At 75.8% G+C, this 24062-nt stretch carries 18 protein-coding genes; 10 read left to right on the forward strand and 8 right to left on the reverse strand.

The window, feature by feature from the left end:
* Positions 1-97 precede the first annotated feature (97 nt).
* Positions 98-496: a TOBE domain-containing protein gene (locus WCS02_RS06060; protein ID WP_340291037.1), complete on the reverse strand. Its 399-nt coding sequence runs from the start codon at positions 494-496 to the stop codon at positions 98-100.
* Positions 497-703: 207 nt separating this feature from the next.
* Between WCS02_RS06060 and WCS02_RS06065 the strand changes: the two genes are divergently transcribed.
* Genes WCS02_RS06065 through WCS02_RS06075 form a run of 3 tightly spaced genes read left to right on the forward strand, consistent with a single transcriptional unit; the run spans position 704 to position 4283 of the window.
* Complete coding sequence (locus WCS02_RS06065; RefSeq protein WP_340291039.1) at positions 704-2188, forward strand: hemolysin family protein; 1485 nt, start codon at positions 704-706, stop codon at positions 2186-2188.
* On the forward strand, positions 2185-3240 hold the full coding sequence (locus WCS02_RS06070; protein ID WP_340291041.1) for a hemolysin family protein: 1056 nt from the start codon (positions 2185-2187) through the stop codon (positions 3238-3240). Before WCS02_RS06065 ends, WCS02_RS06070 begins: the two co-directional genes overlap by 4 nt.
* Entirely contained in the window at positions 3237-4283 is a 1047-nt protein-coding gene (locus tag WCS02_RS06075) for a copper resistance D family protein (RefSeq protein ID WP_340291043.1), read from the forward strand. The genes WCS02_RS06070 and WCS02_RS06075 overlap by 4 nt, the downstream gene beginning before the upstream one ends.
* A gap of 181 nt (positions 4284-4464) precedes the next feature.
* Here WCS02_RS06075 and WCS02_RS06080 read toward each other — a convergent pair whose 3' ends face one another.
* Positions 4465-5199, reverse strand: a complete 735-nt coding sequence (locus tag WCS02_RS06080; RefSeq protein ID WP_340291045.1) for a response regulator — start codon at positions 5197-5199, stop codon at positions 4465-4467.
* Positions 5196-6818, reverse strand: coding sequence for a sensor histidine kinase (locus WCS02_RS06085; protein ID WP_340291047.1), 1623 nt, complete (start codon positions 6816-6818; stop codon positions 5196-5198). The genes WCS02_RS06080 and WCS02_RS06085 overlap by 4 nt, the downstream gene beginning before the upstream one ends.
* A 137-nt stretch (positions 6819-6955) precedes the next feature.
* Here WCS02_RS06085 and WCS02_RS06090 point away from each other — a divergent pair, with 137 nt between their 5' ends.
* On the forward strand, positions 6956-8329 hold the full coding sequence (locus WCS02_RS06090; protein WP_340291068.1) for a cation:dicarboxylate symporter family transporter: 1374 nt from the start codon (positions 6956-6958) through the stop codon (positions 8327-8329).
* A gap of 81 nt (positions 8330-8410) precedes the next feature.
* Here WCS02_RS06090 and WCS02_RS06095 read toward each other — a convergent pair whose 3' ends face one another.
* Positions 8411-9157, reverse strand: a complete 747-nt coding sequence (locus tag WCS02_RS06095) for a hypothetical protein (RefSeq protein WP_340291049.1) — start codon at positions 9155-9157, stop codon at positions 8411-8413.
* 317 nt (positions 9158-9474) lie between these two features.
* Here WCS02_RS06095 and WCS02_RS06100 point away from each other — a divergent pair, with 317 nt between their 5' ends.
* Together WCS02_RS06100 and WCS02_RS06105 are read left to right on the forward strand one after the other, a co-directional pair.
* Positions 9475-9849, forward strand: coding sequence for a hypothetical protein (locus WCS02_RS06100; protein ID WP_340291051.1), 375 nt, complete (start codon positions 9475-9477; stop codon positions 9847-9849).
* Positions 9850-9961: 112 nt separating this feature from the next.
* Positions 9962-10927, forward strand: a complete 966-nt coding sequence (locus tag WCS02_RS06105) for a TIGR03557 family F420-dependent LLM class oxidoreductase (RefSeq protein ID WP_340291052.1) — start codon at positions 9962-9964, stop codon at positions 10925-10927.
* 70 nt (positions 10928-10997) lie between these two features.
* Here WCS02_RS06105 and WCS02_RS06110 read toward each other — a convergent pair whose 3' ends face one another.
* Positions 10998-11846 (reverse strand): MBL fold metallo-hydrolase, encoded by an 849-nt coding sequence (locus WCS02_RS06110; RefSeq protein WP_340291053.1) that lies wholly within the window; start codon positions 11844-11846, stop codon positions 10998-11000.
* Positions 11847-12066: 220 nt separating this feature from the next.
* On the opposite strand from WCS02_RS06110, the gene WCS02_RS06115 reads away from it, so the two are divergent.
* Positions 12067-15237, forward strand: coding sequence for a hypothetical protein (locus WCS02_RS06115; protein ID WP_340291054.1), 3171 nt, complete (start codon positions 12067-12069; stop codon positions 15235-15237).
* Positions 15238-15282: 45 nt separating this feature from the next.
* Here WCS02_RS06115 and WCS02_RS06120 read toward each other — a convergent pair whose 3' ends face one another.
* Positions 15283-16278 carry an NAD(P)/FAD-dependent oxidoreductase gene (locus WCS02_RS06120; protein ID WP_340291056.1) on the reverse strand — a complete coding sequence of 332 codons (996 nt, stop codon included), beginning with the start codon at positions 16276-16278 and terminating at the stop codon, positions 15283-15285.
* A 121-nt stretch (positions 16279-16399) separates the two neighbouring features.
* Positions 16400-16831 carry an SRPBCC family protein gene (locus tag WCS02_RS06125; protein ID WP_340291058.1) on the reverse strand — a complete coding sequence of 144 codons (432 nt, stop codon included), beginning with the start codon at positions 16829-16831 and terminating at the stop codon, positions 16400-16402.
* Between the two features lie 178 nt (positions 16832-17009).
* Here WCS02_RS06125 and WCS02_RS06130 point away from each other — a divergent pair, with 178 nt between their 5' ends.
* The 3 genes from WCS02_RS06130 (at position 17010) to WCS02_RS06140 (ending at position 21110) form a co-directional block, all read left to right on the forward strand.
* On the forward strand, positions 17010-18782 hold the full coding sequence (locus tag WCS02_RS06130) for a bifunctional metallophosphatase/5'-nucleotidase (RefSeq protein WP_340291060.1): 1773 nt from the start codon (positions 17010-17012) through the stop codon (positions 18780-18782).
* Positions 18783-18930: 148 nt separating this feature from the next.
* A complete protein-coding gene (locus WCS02_RS06135; RefSeq protein ID WP_340291062.1) occupies positions 18931-19473 on the forward strand; it encodes a dihydrofolate reductase family protein in 543 nt (180 codons plus the stop codon).
* A gap of 152 nt (positions 19474-19625) precedes the next feature.
* Positions 19626-21110 carry a serine hydrolase domain-containing protein gene (locus tag WCS02_RS06140; RefSeq protein ID WP_340291064.1) on the forward strand — a complete coding sequence of 495 codons (1485 nt, stop codon included), beginning with the start codon at positions 19626-19628 and terminating at the stop codon, positions 21108-21110.
* A gap of 3 nt (positions 21111-21113) precedes the next feature.
* Here the strand turns inward: WCS02_RS06140 and WCS02_RS06145 are convergent.
* Positions 21114-24062: DEAD/DEAH box helicase (locus WCS02_RS06145; protein WP_340291066.1), on the reverse strand; the 2949-nt coding region annotated here is incomplete at its 5' end.

The following is a 24062-nucleotide window of genomic DNA, read 5'->3' on the forward strand; positions in this document are numbered from 1 at the left end:
CCCGCGCCCGGGCCGTCCGGTGCCGCCGGCCCGCACGCGGCGAGGACGACGGCCGCGCAGGCCGGGAGGACGGCGGCGCGGACGGTGCGGCGGCGCCTCACCGGCCCGGCACCTCGAGCCCCACGTTCGTGGCCTTGGTCGTCGCCACGACCACCGACCCCGGCTCGAGCCCGAGCTCGTCCACCGCCTCGCGGGACAGCAGCGAGACGACCCGGAACGGACCGGCCTGCACCTCGACCTGGGCCATCACCGTGTCCCGGACGACCCTGGTGACCACGCCGCGGAACCGGTTGCGCGCGCTCGCTCCCGCGACGGGCCCGGCGTCCGGCGCCCGGCCCTGCTCCTCGGCGACCCGCGCGACGTCCGCGCCGTCGACGAGCAGCGGACCCGGAGGACCGGCCACCGCGGGGAGCCGGCCGGAGTCCACCCACCGCCGGACGGTGTCGTCGCTCACCCCGAGCAGCTCGGCGACCTCGCGGATCCTCAGGTGCGGCACGAGGGATACCGTACGTCCGCAGGTGCGGACCGCTGGACGGCAGGTGTCGACCGGTCGGGTGGTTCGTCGGGGCACCGGGGGCTGCGCCGACCCGCGCCGGGTCCGGCATGTCGGTCATACTCGACGCACCATGAGCACAGCCGCCACGCCCGGTCCGTCGTCCACCCCGTCAGATAGCGGCCCCCGCATCGGCGGGGGTGTCCTCTGATGGAGTGGGTCCTCCTGGGCCTGGCCGTCCTGCTGGCGGTGGCCTGCGGCCTGTTCGTCGCGGCCGAATTCAGCCTCGTCACGGTCGAGCGCGGACAGGTGGAGCAGCGCGCCGCGGCGGGCGAGCGCGGCGCCACGGGCGTCCTGGCGGGGCTGCGGACGCTGTCCACGCAGCTGTCCGGCGCCCAGCTCGGCATCACGGTCACCTCGCTGCTCATCGGCTACCTCGCCGAGCCGTCGCTCGCCGCGCTCGTCCGGCCGGGGCTGGAGCAGGCGGGCGTCCCCGAGGGCGCCGTGCGCGGCGTGTCCCTCACCATCGCGCTCGTCACGGCGACCGTGTTCCAGATGGTCGTCTCCGAGCTCGTCCCCAAGAACCTCGCCATCGCCCGGCCCTACGGCACCGCGGTCGTCGTCACGCCGTTCCAGCGCGCCTTCTCCCGCGCGACCGGGCCGCTGCTGCGCCTGCTCAACGGCAACGCCAACTGGCTGCTCGCCCGGGTCGGCATCGAGGCGCAGGAGGAGCTCGCGTCCGCGCGCAGCCCCGACGAGCTGCAGTCGCTGGTCCGGCGCTCCGCCGACGCCGGCACCCTCGAGCAGCCGCTGTCGACGCTGCTGCAGCGCACCCTGTCCTTCGGCGAGCGCACCGCGGGCGACGTCCTCACCCCGCGCGGCCAGGTCCTCTTCGTCGAGGCGGCGACCTCGGTGGCCGACGTCGTCGAGCTCTCGCGCACCAGCGGGCACTCCCGCTTCCCCGTCACGGGCCGCGGCGGCTCCGACGAGGTGCTGGGCGTGGTCTCGCTGCGCCGCTGCCTGCGGGTCCCCGAGGACGACCGTGACGACACCGCCGCGTCGGAGGTCATGGAGCGCACCGTCGTCGTCCCGGAGTCCATCGACCTCGACGACCTGCTGGGCGTGCTGCGCACCCGGTCGCACCTGGCGCTGGTCGCCGACGAGTACGGCGGCACCGCCGGTGTCGTCACCCTCGAGGACCTCGTCGAGGAGCTCGTCGGCGAGGTCGAGGACGAGCACGACGAGCCCGAGACGCGCATCGTCCGCCGCACCGACGGCACCCTCGAGCTGTCCGGCCTGCTGCGCCCGGACGAGCTGCGCGACCTCGGCATCCCCGCCGAGGACGACCGGGACTACGACACCCTCGGCGGCCTCGTCGTCGACCTCCTCGGGCGCATCGCGGCCGAGGGCGACGCGGTGGACCTGGACGGCTGGCAGCTGCGGGTGCACGCCATGGACGGGATGCGGGTCGACGTCGTCGAGGCCGTGCCCCCGGCGGACCCCGACGACCCGGACACCGGGGCCGACGAGTCCGCCCCCCGGGAACGGACCCCCCACGACGAGGCGCACATCGGCGACCACGTCCACGTCGGCGACCGCCACGGCAGCACCGGCACCGAGCACGGCGGCGTCCCCGGCAGCCACGGCGGGTCGCAGCAGCACGTGCACGCCCACGACGGGGAGGTGACCCGGTGAGCGACGGCACCGCGGTCCTCGTCGCCGCGCTCCTGCTGCTGGGCAACGCCTTCTTCGTCGGCGCCGAGTTCGCCGTCATCTCCGCCCGCCGGTCCAAGATCGAGCCGCTCGTCGAGGCCGGCACGCTCGGCGCCCGCACCACGCTCAGGGCGATGGAGCGGGTCACCCTCATGCTCGCCGGCGCCCAGCTGGGGATCACCGCCTGCTCGCTCGGGCTCGGCGCGCTCGGCGAGCCCGCCGTGGCGCACCTGCTCGAGCCGGCGTTCGAGGCGCTGCGCGTGCCCGAGGCGTTCGTCCACCCGGTCGCCTTCGCGATCGCGCTGTCCGTCGTCGTGTACCTGCACATCGTCCTGGGCGAGATGGTGCCCAAGAACATCGCCATCGCCGGGCCCGAGCGCACCGCGCTGGTGCTCGCGCCGCTGCTGTACGGCGTGGTGGTCGCCCTCAAGCCGCTGCTGCTCGCGCTCAACGGCATCGCCAACGTGCTGCTGCGCCTGGTGCGCGTCGAGCCGGCCGAGGAGGTGGCCTCGGTGTTCACCCGCGAGCAGGTCGCCACGATGATCGCGGAGTCCAACCGCGAGGGGCTGCTCGACGACGAGGAGGTCGACCTCCTCGAGGGGGCGCTCGAGCTCCAGGACCGGACCGCCGCCGACATCATGGTCCCGATGGACGAGGTCCGGGCCGTCCCGGGCGACGCCCCCGCCACCGCGGTCCACACCGCCGCCGTCGAGACCGGCTTCTCCCGGTTCCCGCTGCTGGACGGCGACGGCCGCCCCGTCTCCTACGTCCACGTCAAGGACGTGCTGCCGCCCAAGGGCGAGCGCGTGGCCGGCTTCCCCGTGCCGGAGGGCTCGCGCCGGCACCTGCCGGACGTGGCACCCACGGCCTCGGTGGAGCAGGTCGTCCAGTCGCTGCGCGCCGCCGGGGCCCACCTGGGCCGCGTCGTGCGCGCCGAGGACGGCGGCCGCGGCTCCCGCGTCGTCGGCATCGTCGCCCTCGAGGACGCCCTCGAGGAGCTGATCGGCACCGTCGAGGACCCGGCGCACCGGTGAGCCCGGGCACGACCGCGACCGGTCCCGACAGGCTCGTCGTCGCCACGACGACGGTGCTCGTCGTGGTCGCCGGCGTGGTCGTGGTCGCCGGGGTGCTCGCGGCGACCGCCGGGCGCACGGACACCCTGAGCATCGCCGACCCGGGCCCGCTGACCACCACGGGCCTCCCGCTGGCCCGCTACCTGCAGGACGTCCTCGGCACCCTCGTCGTCGGGTGCGCCCTGCTGCCGGTCCTGCAGCCGGCGGGCGGGGACGCGCCGCTCGCCCGCCGGTCCCACGCGCTGCTGGCGCCCACCGCGCTGGCGTGGGCGGCGGTCACCGCCGTGGTCTACCTGCTCACCGCCTCCGACCTGTCGGGCCGGTCGGTGCCGCGCATCCTCGCCCCTGACGTGCAGCAGCTGTTCCTCACCCTGCCGCAGGCCCGGGCGCAGCTGCTCGTCGTGCTGGCGGCGGTCGTCCTCGTCGTGGCGTCCCGCACCCGCGCGGGCGAGGACCCCTGGGTGGCCCGCGGGCTGCTGCTCGTCGCCACCGCCGGCCTGCTGCCGCCGGCGTTCGTCGGGCACTCCGCCGCGGCCGCCGACCACGAGACGGCCGTCGGCAGCGTCTCGCTCCACCTGGTCGCCGGGGCGCTGTGGGTCGGCGGCCTCGCGGTCCTGGCCGTGCTCGTCCTGGCCGACGCCCGGGTGCGCGCGGCCGACGCGCTGCCGACCGTCCGCGCGTTCAGCACCCTGGCGCTGGGCTGCGTCGTCGTCGTCGGCGCGTCCGGGGTGCTCAACGGCGCGCTCCGCGTCCGCCCCGAGGACCTGTTGAGCACCGTCTACGGCGTGCTGCTCGTGGTGAAGACGCTGGCTCTCGTGGTCCTCGTCGGGCTCGGCTGGTGGCACCGCCGGCGCAGCATCACCGCGATGGCCGCGGCGGGCGGGCGCGACGCGGCCCGGGCGGCGTTCCTCCGCCTGGTCGTCGTGGAGCTGGCGGTCATGGCGCTCACCGTCGCCGCCGCGGTCGTCCTCGCCCGGACCCCGCCCCCCGGCCTCGGCGGCTGACGCCCCCAGCCCTCCGGTCGAACGATGATGACTGCGCGGACGCCACCGCTGCGCCCCCAACCCTCCGGGCGAACGATGATGACTGCGCGGACGCCAACAGCGCGCCCGCCGAGGGTCCGGGCGATCGATGATGACTGCGCGGACGCCGGTTCCGCCCCCCGGTAGTCCGGCGGACCCGGGCTCAGGTGCCGGTGGCGCCGACCCAGCGGTACTCGACCTCGGGGCGGCCCGGGACGCCGTAGCGGGGCGCGCGGACCACGACGCCCGTGCCCGCGAGGTGCTCGAGGTAGCGCCGGGTGGTGACGCGCGCGGTCCCGGTGCGGGCGGCGACCTCGGCGGCCGAGCACGGTCCCTGGCGCACCACGGCCACCACGGCGTCGAGGGTCTCGGCGCCCAGCCCCTTGGGCAGGTCCGCGCCGGCGGGCCCGCGCAGCGCCGACAGCGCCCGGTCGACCTCGTCCTGCCCGCCCGCCGACCCGCCCGCGCCGACCTGGTCGCGGTAGGCCGCGTAGCGCTCGAGCCGGTCCCGCAGCGCCGCGAAGACGAACGGCTTGAGCAGGTACTGGACTATGCCCTGCGACACGGCGGCCCGGACCACGGCCAGGTCACGGGCGGAGGTGACGGCGATGACGTCGGCCGGGTGCCCGGCCGCGCGCATCGCCCGCACGACGTCCAGGCCGTGCCGGTCGGGCAGGTGCATGTCGAGCAGCACGAGGTCCACCGGCGGGGACGTCGCCCCGAGGAGCCGCACCGCCTCGGCCCCGGTGCGCGCGACCCCCACGACCTCGAAGCCCGGCACCCGGCCCACGTAGGCCTCGTGCGCCTGCGCCGCGACCGGCTCGTCCTCCACGACGAGCACCCGCACCGGCACAGCCTGGGCCGCTGCCGGCGTCCCGGCCGGCGTCCCCGTGCTCACGCCGGCACCCGCGCCGCCAGGGGCAGGCGGACGGTGAACACCGCGCCGTCGCGGCGGCCGACCTCGACCGTGCCGCCCAGCCGGCGCACGGTCTGCCCGACCAGCGCCAGACCCAGCCCCCGCCCCTGAGGCCGGCCCTGCCCCGCGGGCTTGGTCGACCAGCCGCGGGTGAACGCCTCGTCGGCGGTGGCCGGGTCGAGCCCGGGGCCGGAGTCGGCGACCTCGAGCAGCAGGTCCGTGCCGTCGCGGCGGACCAGGACCTCCACCCGGCGCGGCGCCGGCGCCGAGGCGGCGGCGTCGACGGCGTTGTCGACGAGGTTGCCCAGCAGGGTGACGACGTCGCGGGCGACGAGCCCGCTGTCGCGCAGCCCGTCGGCGTCGAGCTCGGTGCCGTCGGCGAGCACCAGGTCGACGCCCCGCTCGGCGGCCACGGCCGACTTGCCGAGCAGGACCGCGGCGACGACCGGCTCCTCGACCGCGCCGACGACCCGGTCGGTGAGGGCCTGCACCGCGGCCAGCTCGTCGACCGCGAAGCCGACGGCCTCCTCGGTGCGGCCGAGCTCGAGCAGGGACACCACGGTGTGCAGGCGGTTGGCCGACTCGTGGGCCTGGGAGCGCAGCGACTCCGCGAGCCCGCGGGCGGCGTCGAGGTCGCCGGCCAGGGCGCGCAGGTCGGTCCGGTCCCGCAGCGTCACCACCCGGCCGAGGACCCGGCCGTCGACCTCGGCGGGCGCGCCGCTGACCACGACGACCCGTTCGCGGGCGAGGTGGACGGCGTCGTGGACGACCTCGTCCCCGGCGAGGACCTCGACGAGCCCGCCGGGCAGGCCCAGCTCGTCGGCGCGACGCCCGGCGAGGTCGTCGGGCAGGCCGAGCAGCCGGCGCGCCTCGTCGTTGGCCAGCTGCACCCGGCCGGCGGGGTCGAGCACGACCAGGCCCTCGCGGACGGAGTGCAGGACGGCGTCGTAGCAGGCGTACATCCGCGACAGCTCTTCCGCACCGAGGCCGTACGTCAGCCGGCGCAGCCGCCGTGCGACGAGCAGGGTGCCGGCGCCGGCGATGGCGAGGACGAGCAGCGCACCGGCGCCCAGCAGCGGCAGCTCCGCCCGCAGCTGGTCGCCGACCTCGTCCACCGACAGCCCGACCGACACGAGCGCGACGACCTCGCCGGAGGGGTCCAGCACGGGGGTGACCGCCCGCACCGACGGGCCGAGCGTGCCGGTGAAGGTCTCGGTGAACGTCTCGCCGCGCAGCGCCGGGGCCACCGTGCCGAGGAACGGGCGGCCGAGCTGGTCGGGGTCCGGGTGCGACCACCGGGTGCGCCCCGGCGACATGACGACGACGAAGTCCGTGCCGGTGTCCCGGCGCACCCGCTCGGCGTACGGCTGCAGCAGGGACGACGGGGCCGCGCTGCCCACCGCGCCCAGCACGTCCGGGGAGTCCGCGACGCTGCGCGCGACCGCCGTCACCTGCTGGGCGGCCGCCTCGTCGGCGTCCTCGGCCGCGTCGGCCCACGCCAGGCCCGTCGCGACGACGACGACGAGGAGCACGAGCGCGCCCTGGAGCAGGAGCAGCTGGCGCGCGAGGCTCCACCGACGCAGGTCCGGCGCGGGGGGCACCGGGCCAGTGTGCCCCCGCGCCCCGGCCTGCCGCCGACCGCAATGACCACAACGTGACCGCGTCGGGGTGCGTGGCCCAGGCTGCCCACGTCGACGCCCGCGGCACCGAGGCCCGGGCAGAGCCCAGGAGACCGCTCATGGCCGAGAACGCCCCTGCGACTGCCGCGCCCAGCGCGAAGCGGGACCGCACCCACTGGTTGTACATCGCCGTCATCGCCGCCGTGGTGCTCGGCATCGCGGTCGGCCTGGTGAGCCCGGAGACCGGGGTGGCGCTCAAGCCGCTCGGCACCGGGTTCGTCGACCTCATCAAGATGATGATCAGCCCGGTCATCTTCTGCACGATCGTCCTGGGCATCGGCTCGGTGCGCGCCGCGGCCAGCGTCGGCAAGGTCGGCGGCCTGGCCCTCGCCTACTTCCTCACCATGTCGACGTTCGCGCTGGCCATCGGCCTCGTCGTCGGCAACCTCATCCAGCCCGGCGAGGGCCTGTCCATCAACCCGGACTACGAGCCCCCGGCCGCGGCCGAGGAGGGCGAGGGCGGCCTGGTCGGCTTCGTCCTCGGGCTCATCCCGACGACGCTGGTGTCCCCGCTGGTCGGGGAGTCGGTGCTGTCGACGCTGTTCGTCGCGCTGCTCGTCGGCTTCGGCATCCAGGCGCTCGGCGGCTCCACCGGCGCGGCGGCCCTGCGCGGGATCGGCGTGTTCCAGAAGGTCGTCTTCAAGGTCCTGGCCATGATCATGTGGGTCGCCCCGGTCGGGGCGTTCGGCGCCATCGCCGCCGTCGTCGGCGAGACCGGCGTGGATGCGCTGCGCAGCCTCGCGCTGCTCATGGTCGCCTTCTACCTGACCTGCGCGCTGTTCGTCATCGGGATACTCGGCTCGCTGCTCAAGGTCGTCACCGGGCTCAGCATCTTCTCGGTGCTGCGGTACCTGGCGCGGGAGTTCCTGCTCATCGTCTCCACGTCGTCCTCGGAGACGGCGCTGCCCCGCCTCATCGCCAAGATGGAGCACCTCGGTGTGTCCCGCCCCGTCGTCGGCATCACCGTCCCGACCGGCTACAGCTTCAACCTCGACGGCACCGCGATCTACCTGACGATGGCGTCGCTGTTCATCGCCGAGGCGACCGGCACCCCGCTGGCCATCGGCGAGCAGATCAGCCTGCTCGTCTTCATGATCATCGCCTCGAAGGGCGCCGCGGGCGTCACCGGCGCCGGCCTGGCCACCCTGGCCGGCGGGCTGCAGTCCCACCGCCCCGACCTGGTCGACGGCGTCGGGATCATCGTCGGCATCGACCGGTTCATGTCCGAGGCCCGCGCGGTGACCAACTTCGCCGGCAACGCGGTCGCCACCCTGCTCATCGGCCACTGGACCGGCGGGATCGACATGGACCGGGTCCGCACCGTGCTCGGCGGCGGCGACCCGTTCGACGAGGCCACCATGCTCGACCCCGACGGCGGGCACGGCGAGGCCCCCGAGGAGCAGGAGCGCCAGCTCGAGGGCTCGACGCGCTGAGGCGGTCGCGGGGAGGCCCACGGGTGGGGCGGGTCCGCGGACCCGCCAACCGTCGGGCCTCCTGGCTCGTGGTCGATCGGGTCAGCGGCAGAAGTTGACGACGCCGTAGAGCCGGCCGTCCGGACCGCGGGCCGCCCCGGCCCACATCCGCGACCATGTTCCGGACGCCACCGTGGCGTGGGGCGGCGACTCCTGCCAGGCCCTGACCAGGGCCGGGGCGTCGCCGCCCACCGCCACGATCTGCCCGTTCCAGCCGGTCCCGCCGTGGAACAGCGAGCGGGAGGCGGCCATGGCGGAGGCGAGGGCGACGGGGTCGCCGCAGGCCGCGCGCGCCACGCCGCCGCGGATGCCGTACAGGCCCGAGGGGTCCGCCACCGTGACGCCGGTGTCGGCGCCGATGTGCCAGAGCGGACGACCGTCGGCGCGGTAGACGACGAGGTTGCCGTCCGGCTGGAGCACGGTGCGGGCCCCGGGGTTGCCGGCGCTGCGGGAGTCCCACAGCGGGCGGCCCGAGGCGGAGTAGACGACGAGGTTGCCGTCGCCCTGCATGACGGTGCGGGCGCCCGCGTTGCCGTGGGTGCCCGCGTGCCAGCGCACCCGGCCGCCCGCCGCGTGGACGACGAGGTTGCCGTCGGTCTGCATGACGAGGCGGTAGGAGCCGGACACCACCTGCTGGCCGCCCTGCAGCACGCTGCCCGCGCCGAGCCCGGGGGGCACGGCGGCCCGGGCACCGGTGGCCGGGGCCAGCAGGGCCGCGAGGACCAGCAGGAGGCACGCCAGCAGGGCGGCGGGGCGTGCGGGGACGCGCAGGGGCACGGTGGCGCTCATCGGCAGGAGGCTCTCTGGCAGGGCTGCGCACACCACGCAGACGGACCCGCCGGGGAGCGCGTCCGCCAGTCAGACGGGGGGTGGACGCAGCGAGGGGGTCACTCGTCAGTCACTGACGGTGCCACCCCGATGACGCATCGCGCAAGCATCCCCGCTGCAGCAGGGCCGTCCGGGTGAACGGCGGGCCTCGTCCGGCGCGCCACCGCTCGGTGCAGGCGGTGGTGACGTCGTCCCTCGGTGGTGGTGCAACGTTTGACGACCTCGTCGACGAGGGACGGTCAGGGCGTCAGGACCGCCACCCCACCAGGAGGACCTCCGTGCGCACCCCCCCGACCGTCGTCGCCGCCCTCGCTGCCGCCGCCCTGGGCCTGTCGGCGTGCGCCGGCAGCGACGCCCCCGCCGACGGCACGGAGGTCGAGGCGCCCGCAGACCAGGGCGACGACAGCACCTCCGACGACGCCTCCGACGACCAGGGCGACAGCACCGACGACGGCGCGGACGACGGCGACGACGACGGAGCCGACGACCAGGTGGACGACAGCACGGCCGGCGACGGCGCGGACGACCAGGGCGACGACCAGGTGGACGACAGCAGCCCCGAGGACGGGTCGGACGACCAGGGCGACGACAGCACCTCCGACGACGCCTCCGACGACCAGGGGGACGACACCGACGACAGCACCGACGGCTGAGCCCGCCCGGGCCGTCCCGGCGCGCCCGCCGGGTTTGCGGCCCCCGGCCCCCGGGCACTGCCGGAGGGTCGTCGGACACCGACCCTCGGACACCGGCGGGGAAGGACTCGCCGTGCAGGTGGGCTACAAGATCGCGACCGAGGGCGCCGGCCCCAAGGAGCTCGTCGAGCTGGCCGTGCACGCCGAGCGGGCAGGCTTCGACTTCGTCGAGCTGAGCGACCACTTCCACCCGTGGCTGGAGTCCCAGGGGCACAGCCCGTTCACGTGGACGGTGCTCGGCTCCATCGCCTCGAGCACCGACCGGATCGGCCTGGCGACCGGGGTGACCTGCCCCACCGTCCGCTACCACCCGGCCGTCATCGCCCAGGCCGCGGCCACCACCGCGCTGCTCAGCGACGGCCGCTTCGTGCTCGGCGTCGGCTCCGGCGAGCGGCTCAACGAGCACGTCGTCGGCACGGTGTTCCCGGCCGTCAAGGCACGCCACGCCATGCTCCGCGAAGCCCTGGAGATCATCCGGCTGCTCTGGCAGGGCGGCTACCAGTCCTACGACGGGCGCTACCTGCAGCTGGAGGACGCCCGCGTCTTCGACCTGCCGGACACGCTCCCCCTCATCGCCGTGGCCTGCAGCGGGAGGCCGTCGGCCACCCTGGCCGCCGAGCTCGGCGACGGGATCTTCGCGACCGAGGCCGACCCCGAGATCAACGCGCTCTTCGAGGCGGCGGGCGGCTCCGGCCCCCGCTACGCCGAGGTGCCCATGGCCTGGGCCGAGACCGAGCAGGCGGCCGCGGCGTCGGCGTGGGAGACCAGCCGCTGGGCGCTCACCGGCTGGAAGGTCATGAGCGAGCTGCCCAACCCGGTCAACTTCGAGGCCGCCAGCCAGACCGTCACCCTCGACGACGTGCGCGGGCAGTTCGCCTGCGGGCCTGGGCTCGAGGACAAGGTGGCCAAGGCGCGCACGTACGCCGACGCCGGGTTCGACCACCTGGTCATGCAGAACGTCGGTCCCGACCAGCACGCCTTCCTCGACTGGGCCTCCGACGGCCTCCTCGGGGCGGTACGGGGCCTGCCGGGGCACTGAGCCGTCGCGTCCCCCGCCCCTTCCGGCGGGGGACGCCCGGACCGACCGGAGGCGGCGGTCCCGGCTGCCGTCAGAGCCGGTAGGCGCCGCCCCGCGGGACAGGGTGCACCCGGTCGCGCAGGCCCGCGGTCGCGGCGGCGGCCAGGAAGTCGTCCAGGCCCGACGTGAAGACGTCGTAGTCGTCGTAGTGGACCGGCACGACCGCGCGGGGGTCGACCGTGCGCACCGCCTCGACCCCCTGCTCGGCGTCCATCGTCACCAGCAGCCCGAGCACGCGGGTGCCGCCGAGGTGCACGAGCCCCAGGTCGAGCACCGGGTGCCGGCGCGGGATCTCGGCCAGGTCGTCGTGCACGAGCGTGTCCCCGGACACCCACACCCGGTGGACCGGGCCGTCGAGACCGTCGGTCTCCAGCACGCTGCCGTTGACGTCGGGCAGGACCAGGTCCGTCACGCCGGGCCCGTGGCGGGCCGGCGTCGCGGTGATGCTCAGCGTCCGCCCGCCGCGCCGGACCAGCACCCGGTCCCAGGTGCCCGTGCCGACGGTGCGGGTGAACCCCCGGCTGGCGAGCCCGGCGGCGGCCTGCTCCGTGGTGACCACGGGCAGGTCGTGGTCGAGGTCGCGCTCGGCCACCTGGTCGAAGTGGTCGCCGTGCAGGTGCGACAGCAGGACGAGGTCCAGCGGCGGCAGGTCGGCGACGTCCATGGCCGGGTCCGTGAGCCGGGTGGTGTGCATGCCGTAGCCGATCGACACCTTCTCGTGCCGGTGCACGAACGTGGGGTCGGTGAGGACGGTGAACCCGCCGAGCCGCAGCAGCACGGTGGCGTTGCCGACGAAGACCAGGGAGTCCTCGGGCAGCGGAGAGCCCGTCCCGGTGCTGCGCGGCGGGGGGCTGTCGTCGAGGTCCAGCACGGTGTCCACCTGCGGCTGCTACCCGCCGGGACCCCGCCGATGCATGCGAGGTCACGGGGGGACCGGACCGCCGGGCTGTCACCGCGGCCGGCCCGCTGCCGCCGTCCGCGCGCTCCCCGGCGACCCGGACGGCCCGCCCGCGCAGCGCACCGCGACACCGGCTGCACCAGCGGGGTGGTGCGCGCCCGCCCTCCTGCACCCGGACCCCGCGCCTGCCGACACCTCCTGCATGACCGCGCCCCTGCGAAGCCGCCGACGAGGACACCTGATCGTCCCCGCCACGGTGGCCCTCCTGCTGCTCTCCCCGCTCGCGCCCGCCGCCGTCGGCAGCCCCGGTACCGCGACGGCCCCCGCCGCCGCCCAGGCCGCCGGTCCTGCCCACGCGGACGCCGAGGGCCACGCGCACACCGACGCCGGCCACGGCGACGCGGTGGGCCACGCGCACCCCAAGACGCACGACCACGCCGCAGGCACCCCCGGCACCCCCGGCGCCGCCGCCGACGAGGACCCTGCGGACGCCGCGGGCCACGCCCACCCGAAGGCGCACGACCACGCCGACGCCGGCGACCACGCCGACGGCGAGGCCCACGCGGCGGCGCACTCCCACGACCCCGGCGCCGGCTGCGAGGGCGAGACCGTCCGCGTCACGCCCGACGCCCCGCTCGCCTGCGCCCACGCCGACGTCCCGCCGCCCGGCGTGGACGTCACGGTCCCGGTGACCACGGCCGAGGCGCTGTCCCGCGAGGGCTCCGCCGAGGCCGCGACCGACGCCGCGCAGGAGCTCGGTGCCCCCGCCGTCGTCCAGGCCGCCGCGACCCCGTCGGTCCGCTGCGACGGCGACGGCAGGTCCGGCTACCGCGTGCAGGCGATGTACGTCGTCGAGGTCGGCAAGGTCAACCGCTACGCCGAGCTGCTGCCGTCCCTGAAGACCTGGGCCGCCGGCACCGACACCGTCGTCAACCGCTCCGCCGCCCTCACCGGCGGGGTCCGCGACGTCCGCTTCGTCCACGAGCCCGGCACGACGGACTGCCAGCCGGTCGTCCTCAACGTCACCGTGCCGGCCGGCGGGCTCGCGTCCTTCGACGCCAGCATCCGCGCGCTGCAGGCCCAGGGCTACAGCGACCCGGCCCGCAAGTACCTCATGTGGACCGACGCCACCGTGCTGTGCGGCATCGCCCTGCAGTACCTCGACGACCAGCCCGGCCAGGGCAACGCCAACAACGGCCTGTACCCGCAGTACGCCCGCACCGACTCCGGGTGCTGGGGGGGCACGTACTCCGTGGAGGCGCACGAGCTCGTCCACACCCTCGGCGGTGTCCAGCGCAGCGCCCCCAACTCCACCGCCGCCGGCCACTGCCGGGACGAGTCGGACCGGATGTGCTACGTCGACGGCGCCGGCGTCGTCATGCGCCAGGTCTGCCCCGGCGAGAACGAGGCGCTGCTCGACTGCGGCGCCGACGACTACTTCTCCACCTTCCCGGTGGTCGGCTCCTACCTGGACGGCCGGTGGAACTCCGCCGACAGCCGCTTCCTCGTCGGCGGCGGCGACGGCACCGACGGCGGGCAGGCCGGGCTCCCGACCAGGCTCGGCGTCCAGGTCCAGGTCAACTCCCCCGGCGTCCCCGGGCTGCCCACCCAGGCGACCGCCGCCCTCCAGCTGCCCGCGGGCCGCACCGCCGGCGTCGCGTGGACCGTCTCCCGCGCCGACTGCGTGCTCGGCACCCCCCGCGAGCTGCAGACGAGCGTGACCTGCCCCGCGGCCTCGACCGCCACGGTCACCCTGACGGCGACCGCCACCGACAGCACCGGCCAGAAGGCCACCGCTGCCTCGCCGCTCACCTTCGCGACCAGCCCGCGGCGCGCGGCGGCCGTGGTGGTCGACGTCGACGGTGCCACCGGCACCTCCACCGGCTGCCTCGGCGCCACCGCCCCGGTCACGGGCACCGTCGTCGACGCCCTCAGCGGCGTGCCCGTCCTCGGCGTCACCGTCGAGATGCGGCGCCGGACCGCCACGACCGTGGCCGCCACCGCCGGCACCGCGGTCTCGACCGTCGCCGGCAGGGCCACCGTCCGCCCGCCCCTGGTGGACGGCCAGCTGTGGAGCGCCCGCACCCGCGCCGTCGGCCCCTTCGACGTCGCCGCCTCCACCGCCGACGTCCTCGTCCGCACCGTGGCCTGCACCGCGACGGTCACCCTGGCCGCCGCGGCGAGCACCGCCTGGGCCGGCGACACCGTCGCCTTCTCGGGCACCGCGGTCCGCACCACCCCGGCCGGGGTCTCCTCGCCGGTGGCCGGGGCGACCGTGACGCTGGTGCAGACGCAGCCCGGCTCGACGACGCCGCGCACCATCGGCACGACCCGCACGGACGCCTCCGGGGCCTGGTCCGCCTCCCCGGTCGTGCTCGCCAGCGGGCCGGTGCAGGCGCGCCTCGCCGCTGTCCCGGGCAGCCCCGCGGCCACCTCGGCCGCCGTGCCGATGACCGCCACCCCCTCCGTCACGCGGCTCGTCGCCGGCGCCAGCACCCTCAGCGCCCCCTACGGCGCCCCGGTCACCGTGAGCGGGACGCTCGCCCGGGACGAGGGCGGGAGCCTGTCGCCGCTGGCGGCCGGGCGGGTCCAGGTCGGGGTCACCCGGCCGGGGACGACGACCGTCGTCGCGCTCGGCAGCGCCGTGGCCGACGCGAGCGGCGCCTGGTCCGTCGTCGTGCGGCCCACGGTCGCCGGCACGCTCGCCGCCAGCTACGCCGCCCTGCCCGGGCAGCCCGCGGCGCGCACCGTCGTCGGGGACCTCGCGCTCGCCACCTGGTCGACGAGCACCACCATGGCCGCGGGCCCGGTGCAGGTCGCCCAGGGCGGGGCGGTCACCACGACCGGCTCGGTCACCCGTACCGCGCTGGGCACCACGGAGCCCGCCGCCGCCGTGGTGGTGAGGCTCTTCCTGCAGCCCGCCGCGGGCGGCGCCGAGGTGCTGCTCGGGTCCACGACCACGCGCGCCGACGGGGGCTTCACCCTGGCGGTCCGCCCGACCCAGAACGGCGCCGTGCGCGCCCGGGTCGTCGGCGTCGCCGGGCACGCCGACTCGGCGAGCACGACGACGGCGGTGACCGTCGCCGCCGGCGTCTCGGCGGCGCCGAGCACCCGCACGCCCAAGGTCGGGGTCGCCTTCACCGTCCGCGCCGCGGTCACCCCGGCGCAGGCGGCACCGGTGGTCCTCGAGCGGCAGGTCGCGGGCGGCGCCTGGACCCCCGTCGCGACGGCGACGACGGCCTCCACCGGCGTGCACGTGTTCTCCGTGGTCCCCACCACGGCGGGCGCGGCGTCCTACCGCGTCACGGTCGCGGCGACGGTGCGGACGGCCGCCGCGGCGAGCGCCGCCACGGCGGTCACCGTCGCGCCGTAGCAGGACCGCCCGGGCGCACCGCCCGGGCGCCGGGAGCCCCGTGGGTCACACGCCCACGGGGCTCCGTGCTGCCCGGGCGGCCGCGACGGCCGTGGCCGTGTCCTCCTGGACCAGGTCGGCGTTGACGGTGGCGCCGACCATGACGCCCGCCGCGGCGGCGTGGACCACCTGGGCGCGCATGTCGGACACGTTGCCGGCCAGGTAGACGCCGGGCACCGCCGTGGCGCCGGTCGGGTCCGCGGGGACCACGGAGCCGACGACGACGTCCCTCATGACGAGGTCCTCGGGCACGAGGCCGAGCCCGGCCAGGAGGTCGGCCCGGGCGGTCATCCGCGGCCCCACGACCACGGCGTCGCGCGCCACGACCTCACCCGACGCGAGCCGGACGCCGGTCACGCGGTCGTCGGCGACGACGAGCGAGGCCACCCGGCCCTCGACGACGCGCACCCCGCGCGCGGCCAGCTGCTCGGACTCCTCCTCCGTCGGGAGGGCCGCGGTGTGCAGGAACAGCACGACGTCCTCGCTCCACTGCCGGAACAGCAGGGCCTGGTGCACCGCGAGCGGGCCGCCGGCGACGATCCCCAGCGCCTGGTCGCGCACCTCGTAGCCGTGGCAGTACGGGCAGTGCAGGACGTCGCGCCCCCACCGCTGCGCGACCCCCGCCACGTCGGGAAGCCCGTCGACCAGGCCGGTGGCGACCACCAGCCGGCGCGCCGTCACCCTGGCGCCGTCGGCGGTGGTGACGACGAACCCGGGGCGGCCCGTCCCCTCCGCCGCCGGGTCGTGCTCGAGCCGGTCGACCTGGCCCTCGACCACCTCGCCGCCGTACCCGCGCACCTCGGCGGTCCCGAGGGCGGCGAGCTCGGCGGGCGGCATGCCGTCGCGGGTGAGGAAGCCGTGCACGCCCGCGGCGGGGGCGTTGCGCGGCCGGCCCCCGTCGACGACGAGGACCGACCGGCGCGCGCGTGCCAGCGTCAGCCCCGCGCTGAGCCCGGCGGCCCCGCCCCCGACCACCACGACGTCGTACCCCTGCTGCTCCATGGCTGCTCTCCTCCGTCCGGCCCGCCGCTGCGGCGGGTCCTGGCTGAGGGTGCGGGGAGCCTGCCGGGGACGTCGACGATCGTTGCCGTCCCGGCAAAGGGAGCTGTCGCGGCGCCGTGCCTCAGATGTGCTCGGTGCCGGCGCCCACGGTGCTGACGATGGCCGCGAGCGACTCCTCGAGCCCCTCGTCGATGCCGTCGTGGTCGTGGGGGGCGGAGATGAGCAGCGTGATCCGGCTGCCCTCGCCGTCCGCCTCGACGCGGATCGAGCCGTGGTAGGTGGACTCCCCCTCGCTGCCCCACTCGATGCGGCGGGCCTCGGCGTCGGTGCGCCACCAGACCTCCCCGTGGACCTCGCGCTCGCCCTCGCCGGCCGGGCGGCCGTCCTCCTCGGGGTCGAGGACGGCGGTCGTGCGCACGGCGTCCTCGCCGGGCACCTTCTCCGCCGCCGTCATCATCGGGAAGTACTCCGGCAGGTGGGACACGTCCGCCAGGTAGTCGTACACGGCGTCGGGGTCGGCCCCGACGGTGGTCTCTGCGGTGTGGTCGGCCATGCCCCCGGGTGCCCCGCCGGGCACCGCGCCATGCGGCGCCCGGCGGGTCGGTCCTCAGGTCAGGACGTGAGCTCCTCGAGCAGCCCGCGGCCGCGGTCCGCCCGGAGTTTCCCTTCTGTCCACCCCTGTCGGTTATGGTCCGCCGCGTCACCGACCTGACACCTCCCGAGAGGCACCCATGCGTCACGCACCCCGCACCACCCTGACCCTGGCGCTCGTCGCCGCCGCAGCGGCCGGCCTCGCCCCGCTGGCCTCCGCGGCCCCCCGGACCGACGACCTCGAGCTCACCCTGCTCGCCACCACGGACCTGCACGGCCGGGTCCAGGACTGGGACTACTTCAAGGACGCGCCGTACACCGAGCGCTCCGGCGACGCGACGGGGCTGGCACGCGTCGGCTCGGTCGTCGACGCGGTGCGCGCCGAGCGCGGCGAGGACAGCGTCCTCGTCGTCGACAACGGCGACTTCCTCCAGGGCACCCCCCTGACGTACTTCTACGCCAAGCAGGAGCCCGTCACCGAGACCGGCCTGGAGCACCCGATGGCCGCCGCGTACGACGCGATCGGCTACGACGCCCAGGTCGTCGGCAACCACGAGTACAACTACGGCCTCGACCTGCTGCAGGACTACACCGAGGACGTCGACCACCCCGTCCTCGGCGCCAACGTCATCGACGCCACGACCGGGCAGCCGTACCACCAGCCGTACACGCTGCAGCGGATGAAGGTCCCCGGGCACCAGCCGGTCACCGTCGGCATCATCGGCCTCACCACGCCGGGCTCGGCGATCTGGGACAAGGGCAACGTCGAGGGCCGGGTCGAGTTCCTCGACATGGTCGAGACCGCCCGCCGCTGGGTGCCCGTGGTCGACGCCCGAGCCGACGTCGTCGTCGTGCTGTCCCACGCGGGCACCGGCGGCACCTCCTCCTACGGCCCGGAGCTGCCGACAGAGAACCCCTCGGACGTCATCGCCCGCACGGTGCCCGGCATCGACGCCATGGTCGTCGGCCACTCCCACCGCGACGTGCCCTCCCAGGTCGTCGTCAACGAGGTGAGCGGCGAGGACGTCCTCCTCACGCAGCCGTACCGCTGGGGCGGCTCGGTCTCCCGCGTCGACCTGTCGCTGGAGAAGGTCCGCGGCCGGTGGGACGTCGCCTCGGCCACGGCCACCGCCATCCGGACCAAGGACTACCCGGAGGACCCCGAGGTCCTGGCCGCGACCGCCGAGCAGCACCGCACCGCCGTCGCGTACGTCAACCAGGTCGTCGCCACCTCGACCGAGGAGCTGTCGGCCCGGACCAGCCGCTACGAGGACACGGCGATCCTCGACTTCATCCAGCAGGTGCAGACCGAGACCGTGGAGGGTGCGCTCGAGGGCACCGACCGGGCCGACCTGCCCGTGCTGTCGGTCGCGGCGCCGTTCAGCCGCGACGCCGTGTTCCCCCAGGGCGACGTCACCATCCGCGACATCGCCGGGCTCTACGTCTTCGACAACACCCTCGAGGCCGTCGAGCTCACGGGCGCCCAGGTGCGCGACTACCTGGAGGCGTCCGCCGGCAGGTACTTCGTCCAGGTCCCCGCGACGGGCCCCGTCGACCCGGAGACCATCACCGGGTCCGCCGGCCAGCCCGACTACAACTACGACATCCTCTCCGGCGTCGAGTACGACATCGACGTGTCCCGCCCGGCCGGCGACCGCATCACGCGGCTCGTGCAGGCCGACGGCACCGCCGTGGAGGACGACGAGCGCTTCGTCGTCGCGGTCAACAACTACCGGCGCTCCGGCGGCGGCAACTTCCCGCACGTCGCCACCGCACCGGTCGTCTACAACGAGCAGCTGGAGATCCGCCAGCTGCTCATCGAGTGGGCGCAGGAGCGCGGCGTCATCGACCCCGCCGAGTTCTCCGCGCCGAGCTGGTGGCTCGTCCGCGACGGGGAGCGCCTGCTCCCCTGACGCCACGACCGCCGAGGGCGGGGTACCTGCCGGGCGCGCCGCGCGTGCCCGGCGGGGACCCGGCCCTCGCGCGTGGGCGGGTGCCGATGAGAACGTGCCCCCGGGCAGGTCCACGCCCCGACAGCAGGCCGGACCCCGGAGGACACGCATGGGCAGGATCGTCGCCAACTTCTTCATCTCCCTCGACGGGGTGGTGGAGCGGCCCGACCAGTGGCACTTCCCCTACTTCGACGACGAGATGGGCGCCGTCATGGGCGAGGGGATGCAGGGCCAGGGCGCGTTCCTGCTCGGCCGCCGGCTCTACGACGAGTGGTCGCAGTACTGGCCGACGAACACCGACGACGACGGCTTCGGCCCGCACATCAACGGCATCCAGAAGTACGTGGTCTCCTCCACCCTGACCGAGGCGACCTGGCAGCGGACGACGCTGCTCACCGGCGCCGACGTGGCCGGTCAGCTGCGCGAGGTCAAGGAGCGGACCGAGGGCGACATCGCCATGTCCGGCAGCGCCACCACGGTCCGCTGGCTGCTGCGCGAGGGCCTGCTCGACGAGCTCGCCCTGCTCGTGCACCCCGTCGCGGTGGGGCACGGCCAGCGGCTGTTCGAGGACACCCCGACGACCCCGCTGCGGCTGCTGTCGTCGCGGGCGCTGTCGTCCGGGGTGCTGCACAGCCGGTACGCGCCGGCCTGAGGGGACGGACCAGCCGGTGACGGGCATGACCACCGACTGAACAGCTGTGCAGGCTGCACGTCTGTCCAGGACAGCGGTACCGCTAGCCACGGGCTCTGGTCGCCGCGGCCCTCCCCGGGCCGGGCCCGCAGGTCGTGGCTAGCGTGAGCCGCATGAGCACCCTGCCCACGAGCACCCCGTCGGCGGAGGGCGTCGACGCCGCCGGGCTCCTCGCCCTGGTCGACGACCTGGAAGGCGCCGCCGGCGTCGAGCCGCACAGCCTCATGGTGCTGCGGCACGGCCGGGTGGTCGCCGCGGGGTGGTGGGCGCCGTACACCGCGGACCGGGTGCACCACCTGTACTCGCTGAGCAAGACCTTCACCGCGACGGCGGCGGGGCTCGCGGTCGGCGAGGGGCTGCTCGACCTCGACGAGCCGGTCGTCGGCTGCTTCCCGGAGCTGGACGCCGAGGTCACCGACCCGCGCACCCGGTCGATGCTGGTCCGCCACCTCGCGTCCATGTCGACCGGGCACACCACCGACATGTGGGAGCCGGTGGTGCGCACCGGGGCGTCCGACCCGGTCCGGGCGTTCCTGCGCATCCCCCCGCCGCGCGAGCCGGGCTCGGTGTTCGCCTACAACCAGCCCGCCACGTACACGCTGGCCGCGATCGTGCAGCGGCGCACCGGGCAGACCCTGCTCGACTACCTCCGGCCGCGCGTGCTCGACCCCGTCGGCATCGGCGAGGCGGTGTGGCAGGAGTACCCGCCGGGGCAGCAGCTCGGCTTCAGCGGCCTGCACGCCACGACCGACGCGGTGGCCCGGCTCGGTCAGCTCTACCTGCAGGACGGCGTCTGGGACGGCGAGCGCCTGCTGCCCGAGGGCTGGGTCGGGCAGGTGTCGACCGCGCACGTGCCCACCCCCCACGAGGGCGACGCGCACGCCCTGGACTGGCGGCAGGGCTACGGCCTGCAGGCGTGGGTCGGGCAGCACGGCTTCCGCGGCGACGGGGCCTACGGGCAGTTCTGCCTCGTCCTGCCCGAGCACGACGCGGTGGTCGCGATCACCGGCCAGTCGACGGACATGCAGCGCGTGCTCGACGGGGTGTGGGCCCACCTGCTGCCGGCGCTGCAGGGCGCGGGCCGCACGGCCGACGACGAGGCGCTGGCCGGTCGGCTCGCGGGCCTGGCCCTGCCGCGCTCGCCCGGCGAGCCGTCCCCTCCCGCGCCGCCCGAGCGGCAGGACCGGTGGGACGGCGCGGTGTTCGACCCCGACGCGTCCTCCCGCCGGGTGCAGCCGACCACGAACGAGGTGCGCGTCCGGCGCGTCGGGGACAGCGACGGCTGGGAGGTCGTCCTGCTCGACGCCGGCCGCGAGGTCCGGGCACGCGTGGGCGGGGAGCCGTGGACGGTGACGGACCCCGGCGGACGCGAGGTCCCGGTCGCGGTCTCCGGCGGGTGGCTCGACGAGGGGACCCTCGACGTCGGGGTCGCGTTCCTGGAGTCGCCGCACCGGCTCCAGGTCACCTGCCGGGTCCCCGTCGGCCCGGGCCCGGGGACGGTCTCGCTGCGCTGGGTGACGCAGCCGCTGGGCAGCGGCCGGCTCGCGAGCCTGCGCGCGCCGGGGCTGTCCGGTCGCGGCCCACAGGCCGACGGCTGACCCCTAGCCCTCGAGCAGGCCGACCAGGTCCTCGCCGGTGAGGGCGCCGGCGAGCGCGCCGTCCTCGGCGTCCATCACCGAGGTGAACAGCTCGAGCTTGCGCTCCTTGAGCTGCATGACCTTCTCCTCGATCGTCCCCGTCGCCACGAGCCGGTAGACCATGACGGTGCGGCTCTGGCCGATGCGGTGGGTCCGGTCGACCGCCTGCGCCTCGACGGCCGGGTTCCACCACGGGTCGAGGATGAAGACGTAGTCGGCCTCGGTGAGGTTGAGCCCCACGCCGCCCGCCTTGAGGCTGATGAGGAACACCGGGTCGTCGCCGGAGCGGAAGGCCTCGAGCCGCTTGGCGCGGTCACGGGTCCGCCCGTCCAGGTAGGAGTAGCTGATCCCCTCGGCGTCCAGCCGGGTGCGGACCGAGGCGAGGAAGCCGGTGAACTGGCTGAACACCAGCGCCCGGTGCCCCTCCTCGATGACCTCGGCGAGCCGCTCGAGCAGCACGTCCACCTTGCTCGCCGCGACCCCGGCGTAGGTGTCGTCGACCAGCGCCGGGTCCAGGCTGAGCCGGCGCAGCAGCGTGATGGAGCGCAGGATCGCGAACCGGTTGCGGTCGGGCTCGTCGATGAGCCGCAGCACCTTCTGCCGCTCCCGCTGCAGGTGGGTCTGGTAGATCCGGCGGTGCTTGGGGTTGAGCGCGACCTCGAGCACCTGCTCGACCTTGGGCGGCAGCTCGGTCGCGACCTGCTCCTTGGTCCGGCGCCGGATGAGCGGTCGGGTGCGTCGCCGCAGCAGCGCCAGCCGGTCGGTGTCGCCCTTGCTGATCGGGGTGGCGTACTGCGCGGCGAACCGGCGCGGGTTCGGGTAGAGCCCGGGGGCCACGATCGACAGCAGCGACCACAGCTCCATGAGGCTGTTCTCCAGCGGCGTGCCGGTGATGGCCAGCTTGAACGGGGCGTCGAGGCGGCGCGCGACCAGGTGGGTGCGGCCCTGGTGGTTCTTGACGAACTGCGCCTCGTCCAGCAGCAGGCCCGCCCACGGCAGCCCCTGGTAGGCGGCCGCGTCCAGGCGGAACAGCGCGTACGACGTGACGACCAGGTGGGCGCCGGCGACCTGCTCGGCCACCGGCACCGACGAGGTCCGCTCCGTCTGGGTCACCGCGACGACCTTGAGGCCCGGGGCGAACCGCTCGGCCTCGTGCACCCAGTTGGGCACCACGGACGTCGGGGCGACGACGAGGAACGGGACGTCGGTGCCCGGCCCGGTCGCCGGCTCCACGGCGTCGAGCACCATCGCCAGCGCCTGGACCGTCTTCCCCAGCCCCATGTCGTCAGCGAGGATCCCGCCCAGGCCGTGGCGCCGCAGGAACGCCAGCCACCGGAACCCGTCGAGCTGGTAGGGACGCAGCTCCGCCTGCAGACCGGCCGGCAGCGGCGCGGGGTCGTCGTCGGGGCTGGCGTCGAGCAGGCCCTTGACCGCGGCGTCCCAGCGGGCGCTCTGCTCCTGCACGACGCCGAGCTGGGTGAGCTCGTCCCACAGGTCGGCCTGGTAGGCGCTGATGCGCAGGTCGTCGGTCGGCTTGTCCTGCAGCTCGCGCGCCTCCTCGATGAGGGTGCGCAGCTGCGAGAGCTCGGGCCGGTCGATGCTGAACCAGGTGCCGGAGTCCAGCACGAGGTGGCTGTCGCCGTGGGCGAGCGCGACGAACAACGGGTGGAAGGGGATGTCCTCGCCGTCCACGGAGACCGTGACGCCCAGGTCGAACCAGTCGCGCTCGCCGGACTCGGTCGCGGACACCTCGATGAGCGGCGCGGAGTCGGTCCAGCGGAACTCGGTCGGGGTGCCGGTCTCCTCCACGTCGACGCCCGCGTTGCGGAGCACCGGCATGACGTCGCCGGAGAACCGCACGGTCGCCAGGCCGGTCAGCGTGGTGCGCGGCAGCAGGGTCACGGTGCCGTCGACCTCGCCGTGCAGGCCGGGCAGCGCCTCGAGCACCGGCGCCACCTCCTCGAGCAGCCGCTGCTCGGCGACGGCGTCCCGGACCGCGGGCCCCTCGGCGCCGCCGACGAGCGGGACCGTGACCTCGTCGCTGCCCACGGGGTAGCGGAAGCCCCACGCCAGCTGCACGGCCGGGCCGGGGACGTGGGTGACGCCCAGGTGCAGGCGCGGCTCGCCGACCTCGGGCAGCTCGACGCTGCCGTCGGAGGAGCTGAGCGGGACCACCTGGCGCAGGCCCGGGTAGTACTCGCGCAGGAAGCGGGGCAGGTCGGCGGCGGGGATGTCGAGGCGGCGGCCCTCCTGCAGCAGGGTCGACAGCTGCGGGCTCGCGGTCGGCTCGAGCGGCGCCAGCAGCAGCCCGCCGCGGGGGACGACCGCGCGGGGGACGTCGGAGGAGGCCACGACCACGACGCCGTGGACAGGGGTGCCGACGACGTCGACGGCGGCGGCGGGCAGCGCGGCGCCGCCCACCGTCACGACGGGCTCCAGCACCGCGGGCCCGGTGGCGCGTGGACGTCGCAGGTCGGCCGAGGCGACCGCCGGGCCGCCGAGCAGGACGGGGGCGTCGGGGTCGGCCGCGGGCATGAGCCGGACCCCGGCCGCGACGAGCTCCGGCAGCAGGCGCCACACCGCGGGACCGACGTCGTCCAGGTGGACCGGCCGCTCCCCTGCGGTGTACCGGTTGCGCCCACGGCTCAGGTAGGCGGCGTGCAGCTCGAGCAGGGCCTCGCGCTGGACGGCGTCGGCGGTCGGGCGGCCGTAGCGGGGGACGCCGTCCTCGAGCTCGCGCCACGACGCACCCGCGCGCACCCAGTCGCCCTTGGGGCCCTGGACGACGGGGCGCAGCAGGAGCCGGCGGGGCGGGTCGGGGGCGCCGGGCTGCAGCGACCCGTAGCCGCGGCCGGGCACGCGGGGCGGGACGACGACCTCCAGCTGGAGGCCGAGGTCGGCCCCGCGGGGCTC

Source organism: Aquipuribacter hungaricus (assembly GCF_037860755.1).
GTDB classification, from domain to species: domain Bacteria; phylum Actinomycetota; class Actinomycetes; order Actinomycetales; family JBBAYJ01; genus Aquipuribacter; species Aquipuribacter hungaricus.